This window comes from Afipia sp. P52-10 (assembly GCF_000516555.1).
Classification (GTDB): Bacteria; Pseudomonadota; Alphaproteobacteria; order Rhizobiales; family Xanthobacteraceae; genus P52-10.
In genome coordinates this window covers 393,263-411,363 of sequence record NZ_AZSJ01000007.1, presented here as the reverse complement: position 1 = coordinate 411,363, position 18,101 = coordinate 393,263, and the positions used below count along the sequence as shown (strand labels likewise).

General features: G+C 63.3%; 17 protein-coding genes. 6 read left to right on the top strand and 11 right to left on the bottom strand.

Annotation, left to right across the window (positions count from 1 at the left end):
* Nucleotides 1-95: 95 nt before the first annotated feature.
* The gene (locus X566_RS19130) at nt 96-824 is read right to left on the bottom strand and encodes a haloacid dehalogenase type II (RefSeq protein ID WP_034472459.1); all 729 of its coding nucleotides are present in this window, start codon (nt 822-824) and stop codon (nt 96-98) included.
* Between the two features lie 93 nt (nt 825-917).
* Here X566_RS19130 and X566_RS19125 point away from each other — a divergent pair, with 93 nt between their 5' ends.
* The 3 genes from X566_RS19125 (at nt 918) to X566_RS19115 (ending at nt 3,815) form a co-directional block, all read left to right on the top strand.
* Nucleotides 918-1,826 carry an enoyl-CoA hydratase-related protein gene (locus X566_RS19125; protein ID WP_051444351.1) on the top strand — a complete coding sequence of 303 codons (909 nt, stop codon included), beginning with the start codon at nt 918-920 and terminating at the stop codon, nt 1,824-1,826.
* 179 nt (nt 1,827-2,005) lie between these two features.
* Nucleotides 2,006-2,866 (top strand): enoyl-CoA hydratase-related protein, encoded by an 861-nt coding sequence (locus tag X566_RS19120; RefSeq protein WP_034470582.1) that lies wholly within the window; start codon nt 2,006-2,008, stop codon nt 2,864-2,866.
* An 85-nt stretch (nt 2,867-2,951) separates the two neighbouring features.
* Entirely contained in the window at nt 2,952-3,815 is an 864-nt protein-coding gene (locus tag X566_RS19115) for an enoyl-CoA hydratase-related protein (RefSeq protein WP_034470579.1), read from the top strand.
* Between the two features lie 30 nt (nt 3,816-3,845).
* Here X566_RS19115 and X566_RS19110 read toward each other — a convergent pair whose 3' ends face one another.
* The 5 genes from X566_RS19110 to X566_RS25370 all read right to left on the bottom strand — a co-directional run bounded on the left by X566_RS19110 (nt 3,846) and on the right by X566_RS25370 (nt 8,549).
* Nucleotides 3,846-4,298, bottom strand: a complete 453-nt coding sequence (locus X566_RS19110) for a GNAT family N-acetyltransferase (protein ID WP_034470576.1) — start codon at nt 4,296-4,298, stop codon at nt 3,846-3,848.
* A 15-nt stretch (nt 4,299-4,313) separates the two neighbouring features.
* Nucleotides 4,314-5,312, bottom strand: a complete 999-nt coding sequence (gene glpX, locus X566_RS19105; RefSeq protein WP_034472453.1) for a class II fructose-bisphosphatase — start codon at nt 5,310-5,312, stop codon at nt 4,314-4,316.
* 61 nt (nt 5,313-5,373) lie between these two features.
* Complete coding sequence (locus tag X566_RS19100; RefSeq protein ID WP_034470573.1) at nt 5,374-6,714, bottom strand: homoserine dehydrogenase; 1,341 nt, start codon at nt 6,712-6,714, stop codon at nt 5,374-5,376.
* A gap of 28 nt (nt 6,715-6,742) precedes the next feature.
* Nucleotides 6,743-7,960, bottom strand: a complete 1,218-nt coding sequence (locus tag X566_RS19095) for an LL-diaminopimelate aminotransferase (RefSeq protein ID WP_034470571.1) — start codon at nt 7,958-7,960, stop codon at nt 6,743-6,745.
* Between the two features lie 241 nt (nt 7,961-8,201).
* A complete protein-coding gene (locus X566_RS25370; protein WP_244434837.1) occupies nt 8,202-8,549 on the bottom strand; it encodes a hypothetical protein in 348 nt (115 codons plus the stop codon).
* Nucleotides 8,550-8,813: 264 nt separating this feature from the next.
* Between X566_RS25370 and X566_RS19085 the strand changes: the two genes are divergently transcribed.
* Together X566_RS19085 and X566_RS19080 are read left to right on the top strand one after the other, a co-directional pair.
* Complete coding sequence (locus tag X566_RS19085) at nt 8,814-10,616, top strand: alpha/beta hydrolase (protein ID WP_034470569.1); 1,803 nt, start codon at nt 8,814-8,816, stop codon at nt 10,614-10,616.
* 160 nt (nt 10,617-10,776) lie between these two features.
* Nucleotides 10,777-11,175 carry an MAPEG family protein gene (locus tag X566_RS19080; RefSeq protein WP_034470567.1) on the top strand — a complete coding sequence of 133 codons (399 nt, stop codon included), beginning with the start codon at nt 10,777-10,779 and terminating at the stop codon, nt 11,173-11,175.
* 62 nt (nt 11,176-11,237) lie between these two features.
* Here X566_RS19080 and X566_RS19075 read toward each other — a convergent pair whose 3' ends face one another.
* From X566_RS19075 to X566_RS19050, 5 genes are all read right to left on the bottom strand, one after another.
* Nucleotides 11,238-12,113: an MBL fold metallo-hydrolase gene (locus X566_RS19075; protein ID WP_034470565.1), complete on the bottom strand. Its 876-nt coding sequence runs from the start codon at nt 12,111-12,113 to the stop codon at nt 11,238-11,240.
* A gap of 11 nt (nt 12,114-12,124) precedes the next feature.
* On the bottom strand, nt 12,125-13,183 hold the full coding sequence (gene argC, locus X566_RS19070; RefSeq protein ID WP_034470562.1) for an N-acetyl-gamma-glutamyl-phosphate reductase: 1,059 nt from the start codon (nt 13,181-13,183) through the stop codon (nt 12,125-12,127).
* Entirely contained in the window at nt 13,180-13,866 is a 687-nt protein-coding gene (locus tag X566_RS19065; protein ID WP_051444350.1) for an FMN-binding negative transcriptional regulator, read from the bottom strand. Before X566_RS19065 ends, argC begins: the two co-directional genes overlap by 4 nt.
* 283 nt (nt 13,867-14,149) lie before the next feature.
* Entirely contained in the window at nt 14,150-15,136 is a 987-nt protein-coding gene (locus X566_RS19055) for an MBL fold metallo-hydrolase (protein WP_034472446.1), read from the bottom strand.
* A gap of 162 nt (nt 15,137-15,298) precedes the next feature.
* Entirely contained in the window at nt 15,299-15,817 is a 519-nt protein-coding gene (locus X566_RS19050; protein ID WP_034470557.1) for a DedA family protein, read from the bottom strand.
* Nucleotides 15,818-15,977: 160 nt separating this feature from the next.
* Between X566_RS19050 and parE the strand changes: the two genes are divergently transcribed.
* Nucleotides 15,978-18,041 carry a DNA topoisomerase IV subunit B gene (parE, locus tag X566_RS19045; protein WP_034470555.1) on the top strand — a complete coding sequence of 688 codons (2,064 nt, stop codon included), beginning with the start codon at nt 15,978-15,980 and terminating at the stop codon, nt 18,039-18,041.
* The last annotated feature ends 60 nt before the right edge of the window (nt 18,042-18,101 follow it).

Below are 18,101 nucleotides of genomic sequence, written 5' to 3'. Positions count from 1 at the left end.
CGATGATGACATAGTCCTTGCGGCCGCGTCCGCCAATGATTCGCAGTTACCCCCGCGATCAACAGCCGGACTTGACCGCGAGGCAACCGCCAAGCTCAGCAGCCCAGCCGGTCCGCGAGATCGGCCAGATCCCGCACCACCATGGTCCAGTCGCCGGTAGCCTCGAAATCGATCTTCTGATGCGGGCCGTATTCGGTCGGCCGCGGCACGAACGCGGTCTTCAGGCCATATGATTGCGCCGCCTGCAGGTCGTAGTTGTGCGCGGCCACCAGCATCACCTCGCCCGGCTCCAGGCTCAACAGACGTGCGGCGCCGAGATAGGTCTCCGGATCGGGCTTGAAGTGTTCGAACACCTCCGCGCTCAAGATCAGGTCCCATGGCAGGCCGGCATTCTTCGCCATGTTGGTGAGCAGCGCCACGTTGCCGTTCGACAACGGGCCAATGATGAACTTCGTCTTCAGCCGCGTCAGCGCCGCAACGCTGTCGGGCCACGGTTTCAGCCGGTGCCAGCCACGGTTGATGGTGTCGCGGTCGGCTTCACTCAGCCCCTTGATGCCGAAGCGCTCGATCAGCATGTCGAGCGACTGCCGGTGCAGGATATCGAGCTTGATAAACCCCTTCTCCGGATTCTTGCGCACGGCATCCATCGACGGCACGTACGCGCCGCGCCAGGCATCGACGAGCGCGGTCCAGTCGGCGGCGATCCCCTTCTCCTTGCCCCATGCCGAGAAATCGTCGATCAGGCTCGTCCGCCAGTCGACCACCGTGCCGAAGACATCGAACACGAGCGCCTTCACGTCGCGTCTTGCAAGTTCGTCGCTCATGCCTGTCATCCGTTCCTTGCGCATTAAACGGTTGCGGTGCGCCGGCTATGCTTTATCAACGAAACGAGCACGAATAAAGAAAAGGATCGGCAAATGACCGGCGAATCCGCGCACACTGCAACCAGAACGATTGCGCTCGATGTTCCCGAGAACGAGGTTCTGTATACGATCAAGGATCGCGTCGCGACCGTGATGCTGAACCGCCCCGACCGGCTGAACGCCACCAACCACACGCTGCCCTATAGCGTCGCCAAAGCCATGCAACTCGCCGCTAACGATCCCGGCGTGCGCGTCATCGTCATCACCGGCGCTGGCCGCGCCTTCTGCGCCGGTGCCGACCGCACCCGGCTGGAGGCAGGCCGCTCGGGCAGCGCACGGATGGTCTATCCGCCGGACGATCCGCAGTTCTTCGAGTCCGTTACCACGCCGAAGGGCCCCGACCTGGGCAAGGAGTTCATGGACATTCGCCGCTATTCCTACTTCATGCGGATTGGCAAACCAGTGATCGCAGGGCTCAACGGCGCGGTCGCAGGCGGCGGCATGATCCCGGCGCTGTGCGCCGACATCCGCCTTGCGGCCGACACCATGTTCTTCACCACATCGTTCGCCCAGCGCGGCCTGATCGCCGAGCATGGTCTGTCGTGGCTGCTGCCGCGATTGGTCGGTCCCTCGCGCGCGCTCGAACTGCTGATGACCGCGCGGCGCATTTATGCGCCGGAAGCACTCGAGATCGGCCTCGTCAACAAGGTGTTCCCGCAGGCGAGCTTCCGCGATGACGTGCAGGCTTTCGCCGCGACGATCGCCGAGACCGTCTCGCCGCGCTCGCTCGCCGTGATGAAAGCGCAGGTTTGGAAGGCGATGTTCCAGACCTTCAGCGAGGCGCTGGGTGTCGCCGACATCGAGCTCGAGAAGAGCGTGAAATCCCTCGATTACGTCGAAGGCGTCACCCACTTCCTGGAGAAACGGAAGCCCAATTTCCCCGATCCGTCGGACGCGCCGTAAGCGGAGCGTCTCGCTCCTGCAGGAGCCGTGTCGTTTACAGCCCTGTCGTTTGCGTCCTTTGGACCGCGTGCCGGTGTGCCGCGTGTTGGTCCTGCACGGCACCTGTGCCGCAGCCGACATTGACCAGCCCCGAGGGGCCGCTATCGTTCGCGCCGGCAACCGGGAGGAGCAAGAACAACATGTCCGACGAAAACGAAGTCCTGTACGACGTCAAGGACCGCATCGCCACCATCACCCTCAACCGTCCCGAACGGATGAATTCGATCGACGACTCCATGCCGGTCAATATCGCCAAAGCGATGGCCAAGGCCGGCAGCGATCCGGGCGTTCGGGTCATTATCCTCACCGGTGCCGGCCGCGCCTTCTGCGCTGGTGCCGACATCGGCCGCCTGCAACGCCGCTCGGGTGGCGAGCGCCCGCCGCCGCCGGCCGACGATCCGACCGTCATTCCGGCGATCACGCTCGGCCATGGTCCCGACCTCGGCAAGGAGTTCGCCGACGTGCGGCGCTATTCCTACTTCATGCGCATCGGCAAGCCGGTGATCGCCGCGCTCAACGGCGCCACCGCGGGTCTCGGCATGATCATGGCGCTGTGCGCGGACATGCGCTTCGCCACCGACAAGATGATCTTCACCACCGCGTTCGCCCAGCGCGGCCTGATCGCCGAGCACGGCATCGCTTGGCTGCTGCCGCGCCTCGTTGGTCCGTCGAACGCGGTGGATCTGCTGCTCTCGGCGCGACGGGTTACCGCGCAGGAGGCGCTGGCGATGAACCTCGTCAATCGCGTCTTCCCGCAGGAAACATTCATGGACGACGTCCGTGCCTACGCCCGCACCCTCGCCGACACCGTGTCGCCGCACTCGATGGCGGTCATCAAAGCGCAGATCTGGAAGGGCATGTTCGAGACCTATGCCGAGAACCTGGCCGAAGCCGACAGGCAGATCGTGCTGAACTACCCCTATCCCGACTATAAGGAAGGCGTGTCGCATTTCGTCGAGAAGCGTCCCGCCAATTTCCCCGACCTCACCCGCGCGAGCTGAATTTCGCACTATCCGATCGCAAGCAGAGCGGAGCGCAACGCCGCTCCGCTTGCCACGACCGCAACGATCATTCGAGGATCAATCTATGGAAGAAGGTATCGTCGTTCTCTACGACGTGAAGGATAGGATCGCGACGGTAACGCTCAATCGCCCGGAGCAGATGAACGCGATCACGCCGGGCATCCGCTCGCAGCTCGCCGAGACGATGGCGCGCGCGGCGAACGATCCGCAGGTGCGCGTCATCATCCTGACCGGAGCTGGCCGCGCGTTCTCCGCCGGTATCGACATGAACTATCTGAAAAGCCGCAGCGCAGGCGCGGCCCGGCAAGCGCCAAAGGCAGACGACCCGAACTTCCTGCCGTCTATTGCCTCCGGCCTCGGTCCCGATCTGGAAGACCAGTTCACCGAGATTCAGCGTTTCTCCTACATGATGCGGATCGGCAAGCCGGTGATCGCCGCAATCAACGGCCCGGTCGTCGGCATCTCCTGCGTGTTGGCGCTGAGCGCCGACATCCGCTTCGCTTCCGACAAGATGATCTTCTCGACGGCGATGTCGCAGCGCGGCCTGATCGCCGAACATGCGATCCAGTGGCTGATGACGCGGCAAATGGGGCCTGCGCGTACGCTCGACCTGCTGCTGTCCTCGCGCCGCGTGTCCGGCGAAGAGGCGAAATATCTCGGCCTCGTCAACGACGTCTTTCCACACGAGAGCTTCATGAGCGAAGTACGGAAGTATGCGTCAGTGCTGGCGCAAAACGTCTCGCCGCGGTCGATGGCGGTCATCAAGGCACAGGTGTGGAAATCGATGTTCCAGAGCTACAAGGAAGCGCTGGCGGTGTCCGATCACGAAGTGGGCCTGAGCTTCGACAGCCCCGACTTCAAGGAAGGCATCGCCCATTTCGTCGAAAAGCGCGCGGCGAACTTCCCCGATCTGAAACCCAAGGCATAACCGACGAGCCTAACCGAGAGCGGTTTAGCCTTACAGCGCCTTGCGATACTGGATGAAGCCCGCGTTCTCCGCGACCTGATCGTAGAGGATGCGGGCCTGGGCGTTGCTCTCCTGCGTCAGCCAATAGACGCGGCTCGAGCCCGCTTCCTTCGCCTTGGCATAAACCGCCTCGATCAGCTTGCGGCCGAGACCGAGGCCGCGTTCGTCCGATGCGACGAACAGATCCTGCAGATAACAGACGTCGTTCGGCAGCCAGGTGGAGCGATGGAAGAGATAGTGGACGATGCCGGTGAGCTTGCCGTCTACATAGGCGCCGAGCAGATGCATCGGCTCCGCCGGATCATGCAACCGCTGCCAGGCAATATCGGAGTTCTCCGGCGGCAGCGTGGCCCTGTAGAAGGCGAGATAGCCGGCCCACAGCGGCTCCCAAGCCGCGCGCTCGTCGCTGCCAACTGAACGGACGACGATCTCGCGCGCAGCCATGGGCAATGCTCTTGCTTAGTCGAGGTGGAACTTGTCGAACTGGCGGTGCTCGGCCTTGATCAGGCGGACCGTGCCGGTGACCGAACGCATGACGACGGTCTCCGTCTCGATCACGTCCTTCTTGAACCTGACGCCGGACAGCAGCGAGCCGTCGGTGACGCCGGTCGCCGAGAACAGGCAGTCGCCCTTCACCATGTCCTCGATCTGATAGATCATCTGCGGGTCCTTGATGCCCATCTTCAGCGCCCGCTCGCGCTTCTCGTCGGTATCAAGGATCAGGCGGCACTGCATCTGGCCGCCGATGCAGCGCAATGCCGCCGCCGCCAGCACGCCCTCCGGCGCTCCGCCCGTGCCGATGTAGATGTCGACGCCGGTGTTGGCCGGGTCGGCGGTGTGGATCACGCCGGCCACGTCACCGTCGGTGATCAGGCGCACCGCAGCGCCGGTCGAGCGTACGCCGGCAATGATGTCAGCATGGCGCGGACGATCGAGCACCAGCGCGGTGATTGCCGACGGCTCGACGCCCTTGGCCTTGGCCAGACGACGGATGTTGTCGGCCGGCGATGCATCCAGATCGACCACGCCCTTGGCATAGCCAGGGCCGACGGCGATCTTCTGCATGTAGACGTCCGGCGCGTTCAAGAGCGTGCCGCCCTCCGCCATCGCCATGGTGGCGATCGCGCCCGGCATGTTCTTCGCGCACAGCGTGGTGCCTTCCAGCGGATCGACCGCGATGTCGACCTTCGGGCCGGCCTGGATGCCGACCTTCTCGCCGATGAACAGCATCGGCGCCTCGTCCCGCTCGCCCTCGCCGATCACGACCGTTCCCTCGATCGGAATCTTGTTCAGTTCACGACGCATCGCGTCCACCGCCGCCTGGTCGGCGGCCTTCTCATTGCCATGACCGCGCAGCCGCGCCGCTGACACCGCTGCCCGCTCCGTGACGCGCACGATCTCGAGCGTCAGAATGCGCTCCAGCAACTGCTGCGGCGGAACGGTGATCGTCATGGACATCGGCTTCAACTCCTTCAACTCTCGCGCGGCGCCTTGGCGCCGCTACCTGCTGCACTATGCTCTAGTTCTTTTCGATCCGGATGACCTGCGGCCGCCCGGTGATCACCTTGTCGCGCTGCACGGCCTGCAAGGCATGGCGGACCCCATCCTCGCTGGTGGCATAGGTTATCAATATCACCGGAACTAACGTGCTCGCGGTCTTTGCGTTGCGTTTTCCACGTCCTTGTACCGGATCGGGAGCGCCATTGGGATGACGCTGGACGATGGATTCGATCGATATTTTCTGTTCCGCCAGCCGCTTGGCGATAGTTGCCGCGGTTCCAGGCAAGTCCCGCGCCATCAGGCGGATGTAGTAGCCGCCCTCGTGCCGCATCATGGGCGCCTTTTCGGTCTTGCGCAGCCGGTCCACTGGCAGGCCGAACGGCGGCACGCGCAGGCCGCGCGCGACGTCGGCGATGTCGGCGACGACGGCCGAGGCGGTCGCCGCCCCACCTGCTCCCGGTCCGACCAGGGTGATCGGCGGAATACCGTCGCCATCGATCGTCAGCGCGTTGGTCACGCCCATCACCTGCGCGATCGACGAGGTGCGCGGCACCATGGTCGGATGCACGCGCTGCTCGATGCCGGTCTTGGTGCGGACCGCGACCCCCAGCAGCTTGACGCGATAGCCGAGTTCTTCGGCCGCACGCAGGTCTTCCGGCTTGATCGAGGAAATACCCTCAACGTAGACCGCACTCTGGGCAACCCTGGTGCCGAAGGCCAGGCTGGCGATGATCGCAAGCTTCTGCGCGGTGTCGTGGCCGTCCACGTCGAAGGACGGATTGGCCTCGGCATAGCCTAACCGCTGCGCATCCTTCAGGCATTCCTCGAACGAGAGGCCTTCCTGCTCCATCCGCGTCAGGATGTAATTGCAGGTGCCGTTGAGGATGCCGTAGACGCGATTGATCGTCGTTCCGGCCAGCCCCTCGCGCAGCGTCTTGATCGCTGGAATCGCCGCGCCGACCGCCGCCTCGTAGTTCAGCGCGCCGCCATGAGCTTCGGCGAGCTTCGCAAGCTGCACGCCATGCTTGGCCAGCAGGGCCTTGTTCGCGGTCACTACCGACTTGCCGTTCCGCAACGCCGCCTCGACCGCCGACAGCGCCGGATTCCCCGCCCCACCCATCAGCTCGACGAAGCAATCGACCTGCGGGTCGTTGGCGAGTGCCAGCGGGCTTGCCGCCCAGGTCACGCCATTCAGGTTGAGATCGCGCTTCTTGCTCTTCGAGCGCGCGGTAGCGGCGACCACACGAATGGTGCGTCCGCTGCGGGCCGCTAGCAGACGCCCCTGCTCCTCAATCTGGCGGACCACATCGGCACCAACGGTCCCGAGGCCCGCAATACCCACTTTCAGGGGTGCGACCATGACAAAGACAAACCTACTGATGAAGCCGCTAGCGATGGCTGGCGAGAGGAATCACGTTGTGCAACGTTTCAACGCCGCTTTCAAGAAAACGGCGGATATTGCGGGCTGCCTGGCGGATGCGCTGCTCGTTCTCGACCATTGCAATGCGGACATAGCCTTCACCGTGTTCGCCAAAGGCGACGCCGGGCGAGACCACGACACCGGACCTCTCCACCATCAGGGTCGCGAATTGCATGCTGCCCATCTGCTCGAATCCCTTCGGCAGCGGCGCCCAGGCGAACATCGAAGCCGCTGGCGGCGGAACGTCCCATCCGGCGCGGGCGAATGACTCCACCAGCACGTCGCGGCGCTTCTTGTAGATTTCGCGCACCTCGCGAATGCAATCGTCCGGACCGTTCAGCGCCGCGGTCGCCGCCACCTGCACCGGCGTAAACGCACCATAGTCGAGGTAGGACTTGACCCGCGCCAGCGCCGCGATGATGCGCTCGTTGCCGACCGCAAAACCCATGCGCCAGCCGGCCATCGAGAAGGTCTTCGACATCGAGGTGAACTCGACGGTCACATCCATCGCGCCCGGCACCTGCAGTACCGACGGCGGCGGATTGCCGTCGAAATACAATTCCGCATAAGCGAGATCGGACAGGATGAAGATCTCGTGCTTCTTCGCGAACGCCACGAGATCCTTGTAGAAGTCGAGTGTCGCCACATAAGCGGTCGGGTTCGAGGGATAGCAGCAAATCATCGCGATCGGCTTCGGGATCGAATGGATGATCGCGCGCTCCAGCGAGGCGAACAGCTCCGGCGTCGGTTCGGCCGGCACCGAGCGAACCACACCGCCTGCCATCAGAAAGCCGAAGGCGTGGATCGGATAACTCGGGTTCGGCACCAGCACCACATCGCCCGGCGCGGTGATCGCCTGGGCGACGTTGGCGAAGCCTTCCTTGGAACCGAGCGTCGCCACCACCTGGGTATCGGGATTCAGCTTCACCCCGAAGCGGCGCTCATAGTACCCGGCCTGAGCCTTGCGCAGGCCGGTGATGCCGCGCGAGGCGGAGTAGCGATCGGTCCGGGGCTTGCCGAGGGTTTCTTTCAGCTTCTCGATAACGTGCGGCGGAGTCGGCAGGTCCGGATTGCCCATGCCCATGTCGATGATGTCTGCGCCTGCATTGCGTGCGGCTGCCTTGGCGCGGTTGACCTGTTCGAACACGTAAGGCGGCAGACGGCGAATGCGGTAGAACTCTTCCATCGATCTCAGGCTCCAGGGGCGCCCCGGCAAAGTTCGGCAGAACCGCACCGGCAGCGAATGATGATTGCCAAGGGCACGCTCCCGCTCCAGGACCGTCCGATCCGGATGTCCTCGGGGCCCGCCCCGGCCGATTCACTCCTTGATTCGGCACTGCGGCAATTTGTTGCCTCTTTTAGCACGCTGGTGTGCGAAGGCTAGCAAATGGCCGTTAATCTTTAACTTTTTCGCGGCCGGAAACCGCTCAGTTGGACTGGGCGGGCGGGCCGGCCGGCTTTGGCGCATTTGCTGGACGCTTCTTGGCAGCCGCCTGTTTCTTAGGCGCCGGGGGTAGCGGATTGGCTGCGGCGATCGCCGCAGCATCTGCCGCCGCCGTGCTCTTGCCCTTGTCACGCGCCTGCGACAGCTCCTTCTCGATCCGGGTCTGATCGGCGACCGACAGAACGTCGTCTTGACGCGGCGGCGGCATGTCATGGACCGGTAAGTATGGCGCCGGCGTCTGCGGCCGCGCCGGCGCATTGGCCGGCACGCCGATCAAAGGGGCATCGGCGATCGACGAGCAGCCCGCCAACGCCAGCGATAGAACCATCATGATCGACGCGTAACGCAACTCTGCCTCGCTTCAGACATCCGGAACCACTCCCGCCGCAACGACGTTCGATGCGACGCCTTTAAAATCCGTCCAAAGAATTAAAGGTCCGACAACTGCGATGCGCTACAGCTCCAATATGACCAAAGCGTGGAGTTGTGTTGCGATGCAATAGTCCACAGTGCAGCGCCAACATGATTGCCAGCGACATACGGCTTTGAAATGTGCCACGCTGACGGGCCTGCAACAATCTGATAGCACCATCGCATGAGCGACAAACTTCCCACTCCGGAAGCGACCAAGTCCTTCGATCCCGAAGCCTTCGCCAACAATCTCGCCAAGGTGATGGAGCACGGCAGCCGGGCTCTGTCCGCCTATCTCAAACCGCGTGAGACCGGTGAGATGCGCGATCAGACCGCGGAAGACCTCGCCCAGGTGGTGAAGACCTTCCATGCGGTCGCCGACTACTGGCTGTCGGATCCGAAGCGCTCCTCGGAGCTGCAGGCGAAACTCGGCAAAGCCTATCTCGAGCTGTGGGGCACCGCGTCGCGCAGGCTCGCCGGCGAAGCCGCGCCGCCCGCGATCGAGCCCGCGCCAAAGGACAAACGGTTCAAAGACGCGGAGTGGAGCTCGAACCAGTTTTTCGACTTCCTGAAACAGGCTTATCTGCTGACGACCAAGTGCGCCTACGACTTGGTGCAGGGAGCGGAAGGAATCGACGAGCACACGCGCAAAAAGGCCGAGTTCTACGTCCAGCAGATCACCAACGCGCTGGCGCCGACCAACTTCGTGCTGACCAATCCGGAGGTGCTGCGCGAGACGATCTCCTCCAACGCCGACAATCTCGCGCGCGGCATGACCATGTTTGCCGAGGACATGGAAGCGGGCCACGGAACGCTGCGGATCCGCCAATCCGCCGCCAACCTCGAAGTCGGGCGCGACATGGCAATCACCCCCGGGAAGGTGGTCTACCAGAACGACCTGATCCAGTTGATTCAGTACGAACCGACGACGGAGAAGGTGCTGCGTACGCCTCTGCTGATCGTCCCGCCGTGGATCAACAAATACTACATCCTCGATCTCGGCCCGCAGAAGTCGTTCGTGAAATGGTGCCTGGATCAGGGCATCACCGTGTTCATGATCTCGTGGGTCAATCCGGACAAACGGCACACGGAGAAGACGTTTGCCGATTACATGAAGGAAGGTCCGCTCGCCGCAATGGACGTGATCGAGGAGATCACCGGCGAGATGAAGGTGCATACCGCCGGCTATTGCGTCGGTGGCACCCTGCTCGCCTCGACGCTCGCCTGGCTTGCAGAGAAGCGCCGCGTTCGGGTGACATCCGCAACCTTCTTCGCCGCTCAGGTGGATTTCACCCACGCAGGCGACCTGCTCGTGTTCGTCGATGAGGAGCAGATCTCCACGCTCGAGAAGGACATGCGCCAAACCGGCCTGCTTGAAGGCGCCAAGATGGCGAACGCGTTCAATATGCTGCGTTCCAACGACTTGATCTGGTCCTACGTCGTCAGCAATTACCTGAAAGGCCAGCAGCCGGCCGCATTCGACCTGCTGCACTGGAATTCGGATGCGACGCGGATGACGCAGGCCAATCACTCGTACTACCTGCGCAACTGCTACCTTGAGAACCGGCTGTCGCAAGGAACGATGGTGCTGGACAACACCAAGCTCGACCTCTCCAAGGTCAAGGTGCCGATCTACAATCTCGCCACCCGCGAGGACCATATCGCTCCCGCGGAATCCGTTCTGCTTGGCTCGAAATTCTTCGGCGGCCCGGTGAAATTCGTGCTGTCCGGCTCCGGCCACATCGCTGGCGTGATCAATCCGCCGTCGCTGAAGAAGTATCAGTACTGGATCAACGACAGCCTCGAAGCCGAGACCGTTGGCGAATGGTTGAACGGAGCCGTCGAGCATAAGGGATCCTGGTGGCCCGATTGGCGCGACTGGCTCGGCGCGCTCGAGCCCGAGCAAGTGCCGGCCCGTAGGGTCGGTGACGGCCCGCGCCCGCCAATCGAGGACGCGCCGGGCAGCTACGTGCGGGTTCGCGCCTGAGCCCGGCCGGACAGGCTCAGTGGCAATCTGTGACGGCCGCGCGACAGGAGTGGCGCGACCTGCCTGCGTCCCAAAACCCGCCCCAAAACCTGCTTTCGGCCACCAGCCACATGCCATAGGATTGTGGGTAGACTCACATGCCTAACGTCTGGGGAGCATCATGACACGCGAACTATTCTGGCTGACGCTGACGGTCATCCTGACCGGGCTTCTCTGGCTACCCTACGCCCTCAACCGGGTGCAGGTTCGCGGTGTCTCCGGGGCTATGGCCAATCCGTCGCGCAATGACAAGCCGCAGGCGGAATGGGCCAACCGCTTGATGTTCGCCCACGACAATGCGGTCGAGAACCTGATCATCTTCGCGCCGCTGGTTCTGATCCTCAATGCCATCGACTATTCGACCACCAATACGGTGCTTGCATGCAGCGTCTATTTCTGGTCGCGGCTTGCGCACGCCATCGTCTACACGCTGGGCATCCCGGTATTCAGGACGCTGACCTTCGTGGTTGGCTTCCTCGCGCAGGCCGTGCTGGCGCTGGCAATCTTCGGGCTCGTCTGAACACTTAGCGGACGTTGGCTTCCGAACGCATCGGAAGCCAACGTTGATGAGTCTCAGCCGCTTCAGCTTGCGAGCTTCACAGGGATCTTCAAATAGTGGATGCCGTTGCTGTCGGACGGCGGTAGCTGTCCGGCCCGCATGTTCACCTGGATCGAAGGCATCAACAGCGATGGCGCCGAGAGCGTCGCATCGCGCGCGGTGCGCTGTTTGACGAACGCCTCCTCGTCGACACCGTCGCGGACATGCAGGTTCTTACGGCGTTCCTCGCCGACCGTCGTCTCCCAGGCATAGCAATCGCGGCCCGGTGCTTTGTAGTCATGGCAGACAAAGATGCGGGTCGTTTCGGGCAGCGCCAGGATGCGCTTGATCGAGCGAAACAGCTGGCGTGCATCACCTCCCGGGAAATCGGCCCGGGCCGTGCCGTAATCTGGCATGAACAGCGTATCGCCGACGAACACCACGTCGCCGATCCGATAGGTCACGCAGGCCGGGGTATGTCCGGGCGTGTGGATCACCTCGCCGGTCAAGCCGCCGATCGCGAAGGTGTCGCCGTCCTTGAACAGCACGTCGAACTCGGCGCCGCTGCCCGACACATCCTCGGCGTTGAAGACCACGCGGAAGATGCGTTGCACATCGCGGATGTGCTCGCCGATGGCGACTTTCGCGCCGATCTTCTCCTTGAAATACGGCGCAGCCGAAAGATGGTCCGCGTGGACATGCGTCTCGAGCACGAGGTCGATGGTCACGCCTTCCTGCGCAGCGAACACGAGGATCGCCTCGGCCGCGTCGGTATTGGCTTCACCTGAGGCCGCGTCGAACGCCAGCACCGGATCGATCACGGCACCGCGCTTGCTCGCGCCGTCCCAGACGAGATAGCTCGCCGTATGGGTTGGCTCATCGAAGAAAGCCTGAATCCGCAACTGCGCCGTCTCAGCCATAACATCCCTTCTCACGGAAACATTGCCGGCAGATCGATCCCGGTCGTCTCGGCGAAACCGAGCAGCAGGTTCGCGTTCTGCACCGCCTGTCCCGACGCGCCCTTGGTGAGGTTGTCCAGCGTCGAGATGATGATCGCCCGGCCCGGAATGCGGTCGGCCGCCACGCCGATGAAGGTCATGTTCGAACCGCGCACGTGCCGCGTCTGCGGCGTCTTGCCGAACGGCAGCACGTAGACGAACGGCTCCTTGGCATATTGTTCGGCGAGGATCGCGTGCAGTTCCTCCGGCGTCTTGCCGCGCCGGCCACGCACATAGATCGTCGAGAGGATGCCCCGGTTCATCGGCATCAGATGCGGCGTGAACGAGACCACGACCTCCTTGCCCGCGGCCTTGGAGAACTCCTGATCGAGTTCGGCCATGTGCCGGTGATGACCGACGCCATAGGCATGCGTGCCCTCGGAGACCTCGGAGAACAGCATCTCCTCCTTCGCCGAGCGGCCCGCGCCGGTCATGCCTGACTTCGCGTCGATGACGATCTCGTCGGGCTCGATCGCCTTCGCCTTCAGAAGCGGGATCAGCGGCAATTGCGCGCAGGAGGTGTAGCAGCCGGGATTGGCGATCAGCCGCGCCTTCTTGATGTCGCGCCGGTAGATCTCGACCAGACCGTAGACCGCCTCTTTCTGCAGCTCGAGCGCATGGTGCTCGTGGCCGTACCACTTGGCGTAGGCCGCAGGATCAGTCAGGCGGAAATCGGCCGACAGGTCCACGACCTTGGTCTCCGGCGCCTTGGCCATCACGTCCTTGAGCACCGTCTGCGTCGTTGCGTGCGGCAGCGCACAGAAGATCAGGTCAAGCCCGGCCTGAGCCCAATCGGTCTGGTCGATCGAGACCAGTCGTGGCAGATCATAGGGCGCGAATTGCGGAAAGACGTCGCCCATCGCCGCCCCGGCCCGCCGGTCCGCAGTCATCAGCGCGATCTCCATTTTCGGATGCCGCAACAGCAGGCGCACGAGTTCGGCCCCTGTGTATCCGGATGCCCCGAGAATTCCGACTTTCTTCTTGGCGCTCATGCCATATTCCCTTCGAGTGTCTTGTTAGCATTGTCATGACGTTGTTGCGCAGCAAAGACATCGGGCCGCATGCCGCGCATGTCGCTGGCGATTTTCTGTGCTGCCGTGTCCGGCTGCGCGGCCAGGGCCGTCGCCACGGACAGATGGTCAGCATCTGATTTGTGCTGGTTCAGCTTGAAGCTGCCCTCCACATGCTCCACCGTCATTCCAAATCCGACGATCGCCCCGACCAGCGCGGCTCTGCGACCGGCTGCAATCTCGGCCATGCTCCACGGCGGCAGCTCACCCTCTGTAGTTTCGAACTGCGCCGCCAGCAGATCGAGATGCTGGATCAGTTCCGCCTCCGAGAGCGCGCGAACCGACCCGCCCAGATTGGCGGCTCTGTAGAGCCAGGTCGGTACCTGCTGCGGCGAAGCATACCAGCGCGGCGAGACGTAGGCGTCCGCGTCGCTGACCGCGATCAGCCAGGGTTGGGCGCGCAATGCGGGTGCCGCGATCGGGTTCGCCCGCGCGACGTGAAAGGTCAGGCGCGGCGTACCGTCACCGTCATAGGCGATGTGGAACGGTAGCCAGGCAACCACCGGCATCCGCCCGTCATGGGCGCAGGCGAGACCGAAGCCACGCGCCGCGGCCATTTCTAGACACGTAGCCCGGCTTGTTCGAAACGGCGGCGGAATATGCATTGCAGACCCCTTCAGTGACTTGAGGAGCCGCCTGCAACCGAACCGCGTCTGCTTGTGGGAAGGACAAGACGTGCCGCGGGTCGATGGCCGGCGGCACGAGGGACGATCTGTGTGCTTACGCGCGATCGTACGCCCATGCCGCGGTGGTGCGGCGGCGGGTACGGATGGCTGCGCGGGCGAACGAGGTCGTCATGGGCGTCGCTATAATCGCTTCGCCGGGGACGGTCAACGGACAATGGGCCGCGGCTTCGCCGGAGCTCTTGTCGTGGAGGTGATCCCAGCTTTACAGCACCGGCTGCCACGGGATCGGCACCGGACGATAGCCGTCCCCGTCCTTCTCGATGTGGGCAGCCGCAGGGAACGTATAGTGATAGCCCTGCACGACCATCCGGTCGGCAACGAGCTGGTCATAGAGCTTGCGTCGCGTCTCCTCCGCCTTGGCACCGTCCATGTCGAACATCGCGTGCCAACCGGGATTGCGCGCGAATAGCGCCGGCAGATTCGTGACGTCGCCCTGCACCATCACGCTATGCGAACCCGAAGTGATCAAGTGCGAGGTGTGGCCCGGCGTATGACCTGGCGTCGGCAGGGTCTTGATGCCAGGAACGATCTCCTTGTTCGGTTCGTGCTGGGTAACCTTGTTGCCCAGGGCCCCGAACACGCGGCGCACGTTAGCAAAGGCGGGCTTCAGCGTATCGGCCGCACGGCTGGCATTGCCTTCGTCCATCCAGAACGCCCACTCCGCGGCGGGCACGACGATCTCGGCATTCGCGAACGCTGGCTTGCCATCGGCTCCAAGCAAACCGTTGATGTGATCCGGATGGAAATGGGAGATCGCCACCACGTCGATGGTCTTGGGATCGATGCCAGCGGCCGTCAGGTTGCTCTGATGCTGGCCGACGCTGCCCTTGCTTTGCTCGAATGCCGCCGCACCGTTGCCGGCGTCGATCGCCACCAGCTTCGAGCCAGTGTTGACGACGATCGGATTGAAGAAGAACGAGAACTTGTCCTTGTCGAAGAATGCGGCCTGCAACGCGGCGCTGACCTGGTCCTTGGTGGCGTTCTTAACCAGCGCATCAGGAAGCGGCACGGTCCGTGTACCGTCCGTCACCACCGTCACCTCGATGTCGCCGACCTTGTAGCGATACACGCCGGGGACCTGCTTGGCTGTGGCTGGTGCTGCCGCCTCGGCAACCGATGGCCGCAGCAGCGGTGCGGCCGCCAGAGCCGCCGTTGCACCGATTGCCGCGCGGCGCGTCACGTCTGTCATGGAGTTCTCCCGGTCAAAGCGCGCAAGAGGCGCGAGGTCGATCGTTGCAGGGGTCGTGGCCGCACGAGGCGGCAGCAACCGAACGGCAATCCCAACCCCCGCCCGAGCGGTTTATTCCATGGTCCAGCCGCGGCGGATGGGCACAGCCGCGCCACGTAGGGACTACATCAGATAACGCACGCCGAACGTTCCGGGCGCCAGCACAACCGCCACCCACAGGAATGCCGACGTAAAATTCGCGAACTGGAAGTGCCAGTAAGGCATTTCGAAGATTCCGGCCGCCAGCGGCACGAAAGCCCGCAGCGGTCCGAAGAAGCGGCCGACGAAAATGCTTGGCACGCCCCAGTTCTTGACGAACCGTTCGGCGGTGGTCAGCAGGTCCGGATAGCGCGACAGCGGCCACCAGCGCGCGACGCTGTCCTTGAACTTGAAACCGATCCAGTAGGAGATCCAGTCGCCGAGGGCAGCCCCCAACGACCCGGCAATCCACACCGGCAGGAATTCGATGCCGCTCGCACCCATCAGGGCGCCGATCGCCACCAGCACGCCCCACCCCGGAACCGCGAATGAGACGAACGCCAGCGATTCGCCAAACGCGAACAGGAACACCACCGGGGCCGCCCATGCCTGATGATCGCGCACAAAATCAGTTACAGAGCGTGCGATCTCTTCTAAACCCATATCGCTCCCTTACCCGCTGCGTGCGGGGCATCTGCTCAAGCGGGAGCCTATCCACGGACGATGGAACTGCCCGGCCTTCGGACATTTTGTATACCCTCTTCCGTGGCATAGTCGGAATCAATGATTCGCGCGCAGCGGCGCCCACCTAACTTGAAGATAAATGCCTAAACCATTGAAAGCAGCTAAGAAAGATAAATCCGACGACCTGTTCGAGGCTGCGCCCTCGAAGGTGCGGTCCACAGCCACACCGTCGCGGTCCACCTCCCGCGCCAGCGATGGCGAGGCTGGCTACACCGCCCGGGACATCGAGGTTTTGGAGGGTTTGGAGCCGGTTCGGCGCCGTCCGGGCATGTATATCGGCGGAACCGACGAGAAGGCGCTGCACCACCTGTTCGCCGAGGTCATCGACAACTCGATGGACGAGGCGCTGGCCGGTCACGCAACTTTTATCGAGGTGGAACTATCCGCCGACGGCTTTCTGACTGTCAGCGACAACGGCCGTGGCATTCCGATCGACCCTCACCCCAAGTTTCCGAAGAAGTCGGCGCTCGAAGTCATCATGTGTACGCTGCACGCCGGCGGCAAGTTCGACTCCAAGGTCTACGAGACCTCCGGCGGTCTGCACGGCGTCGGCGTCTCGGTGGTGAATGCGCTCTCCTCCGTGCTGGAGGTCGAGGTCGCGCGCAACCAGACCCTCTACCGGATGACGTTCGAGCGCGGCCACCCCAAGGGCAAGCTCGAAAATCTCGGCAAGGTTCACAACCGCCGCGGCACGCGGGTCCGGTTCAAGCCGGATACGGAGATTTTCGGCGCCAAGGCAGCGTTCAAGCCACAGCGGCTGTTCAAGATGGCCCGCTCGAAGGCCTACCTCTTCGGCGGCGTCGAGATCCGTTGGGTGTGCGACCCCGAACTGCTGCGCGGCATCGAAGGCGTCCCTCCGGAAGACAAGTTCCACTTCCCGGACGGCCTGAAAGACTATCTGGCTGCTGCGATCCATGCTGATACGCTGGTGCATCCGGATATCTTTTCCGGCAAATCCGGCCGTACCGGGTCGCATGGCGCCTGCGAATGGGCGGTCGCCTGGACCGCCGACGCGGACGGCTTCATGTCGTCCTACACCAACACCATCCCAACGCCGGACGGCGGCACTCACGAGTCCGGCATGCGTAGCGCGCTGCTGCGCGGTCTGAAGGATCACGCCGAGCGCGCGGGCCTTGGCAAGCGCGCAGCATCGATCACCTCGGAAGACGTGATGGTCGGCGCGGCGGTGATGCTCTCGGTGTTCGTGCGCGAACCGGAATTCCAAGGTCAGACCAAAGACCGCCTGGCGACTGCGGAAGCGCAACGCATCGTCGAACAGGCGGTCAAGGACCCGTTCGACCACTGGCTCGCGGCCAATCCGACCCAAGCCAACAAGCTGCTCGAATTCGTGATCGAGCGCGCCGACGAACGCGTGCGCCGTCGCCAGGAAAAGGAAGTTGCGCGCAAGACCGCAGTGCGCAAGCTGCGGCTGCCGGGCAAGCTCGCCGACTGCACCAATACCGCCGCTGAAGGCTCGGAATTGTTCATCGTCGAGGGTGATTCCGCGGGCGGCAGCGCTAAACAGGCGCGCGATCGCGCGACGCAGGCGATCCTGCCGCTGCGCGGCAAGATTCTCAATGTCGCCTCTGCCGGCAAGGACAAGCTGACGGCCAACCAACAGATCGCCGACCTGATGCAGGCGCTCGGCTGCGGCACCGGCGCACACTACCGCGCCGAGGATTTGCGCTACTCACGCATCATCATCATGACCGACGCCGACGTAGACGGCGCGCACATCGCTTCGCTGCTGATCACGTTCTTCTACCGGCAGATGCCGCGGTTGATCGACGAGAAGCATCTCTATCTCGCCGTGCCGCCGCTCTACCGGCTCTCCCATGGCGGCAAGACGTTCTATGCGCGCAACGATGCCCACAAGGACGAAATCCTCGGCAAGGAATTCCGCGCCAACGCCAATGTCGAAATCAGCCGCTTCAAAGGCCTCGGCGAGATGATGCCGCAGCAGTTGAAGGAAACGACGATGGACCCGAAGAAGCGCACGCTGCTGCGGGTGGTGTTGCTGCCGGACGACCGCGAAGGTACTGCTGATTCCGTCGAACGGCTGATGGGCGCGAAGGCCGAACCGCGCTTCGCCTTCATCCAGGACAAGGCGGAGTTCGCCAGCGACGAGTTGCTCGACGTCTAAAGCATGATCTGGAAAGTGTGAAGCGGTTTTCCGAAAAGATCATGCTTAAACAAGGAGCTG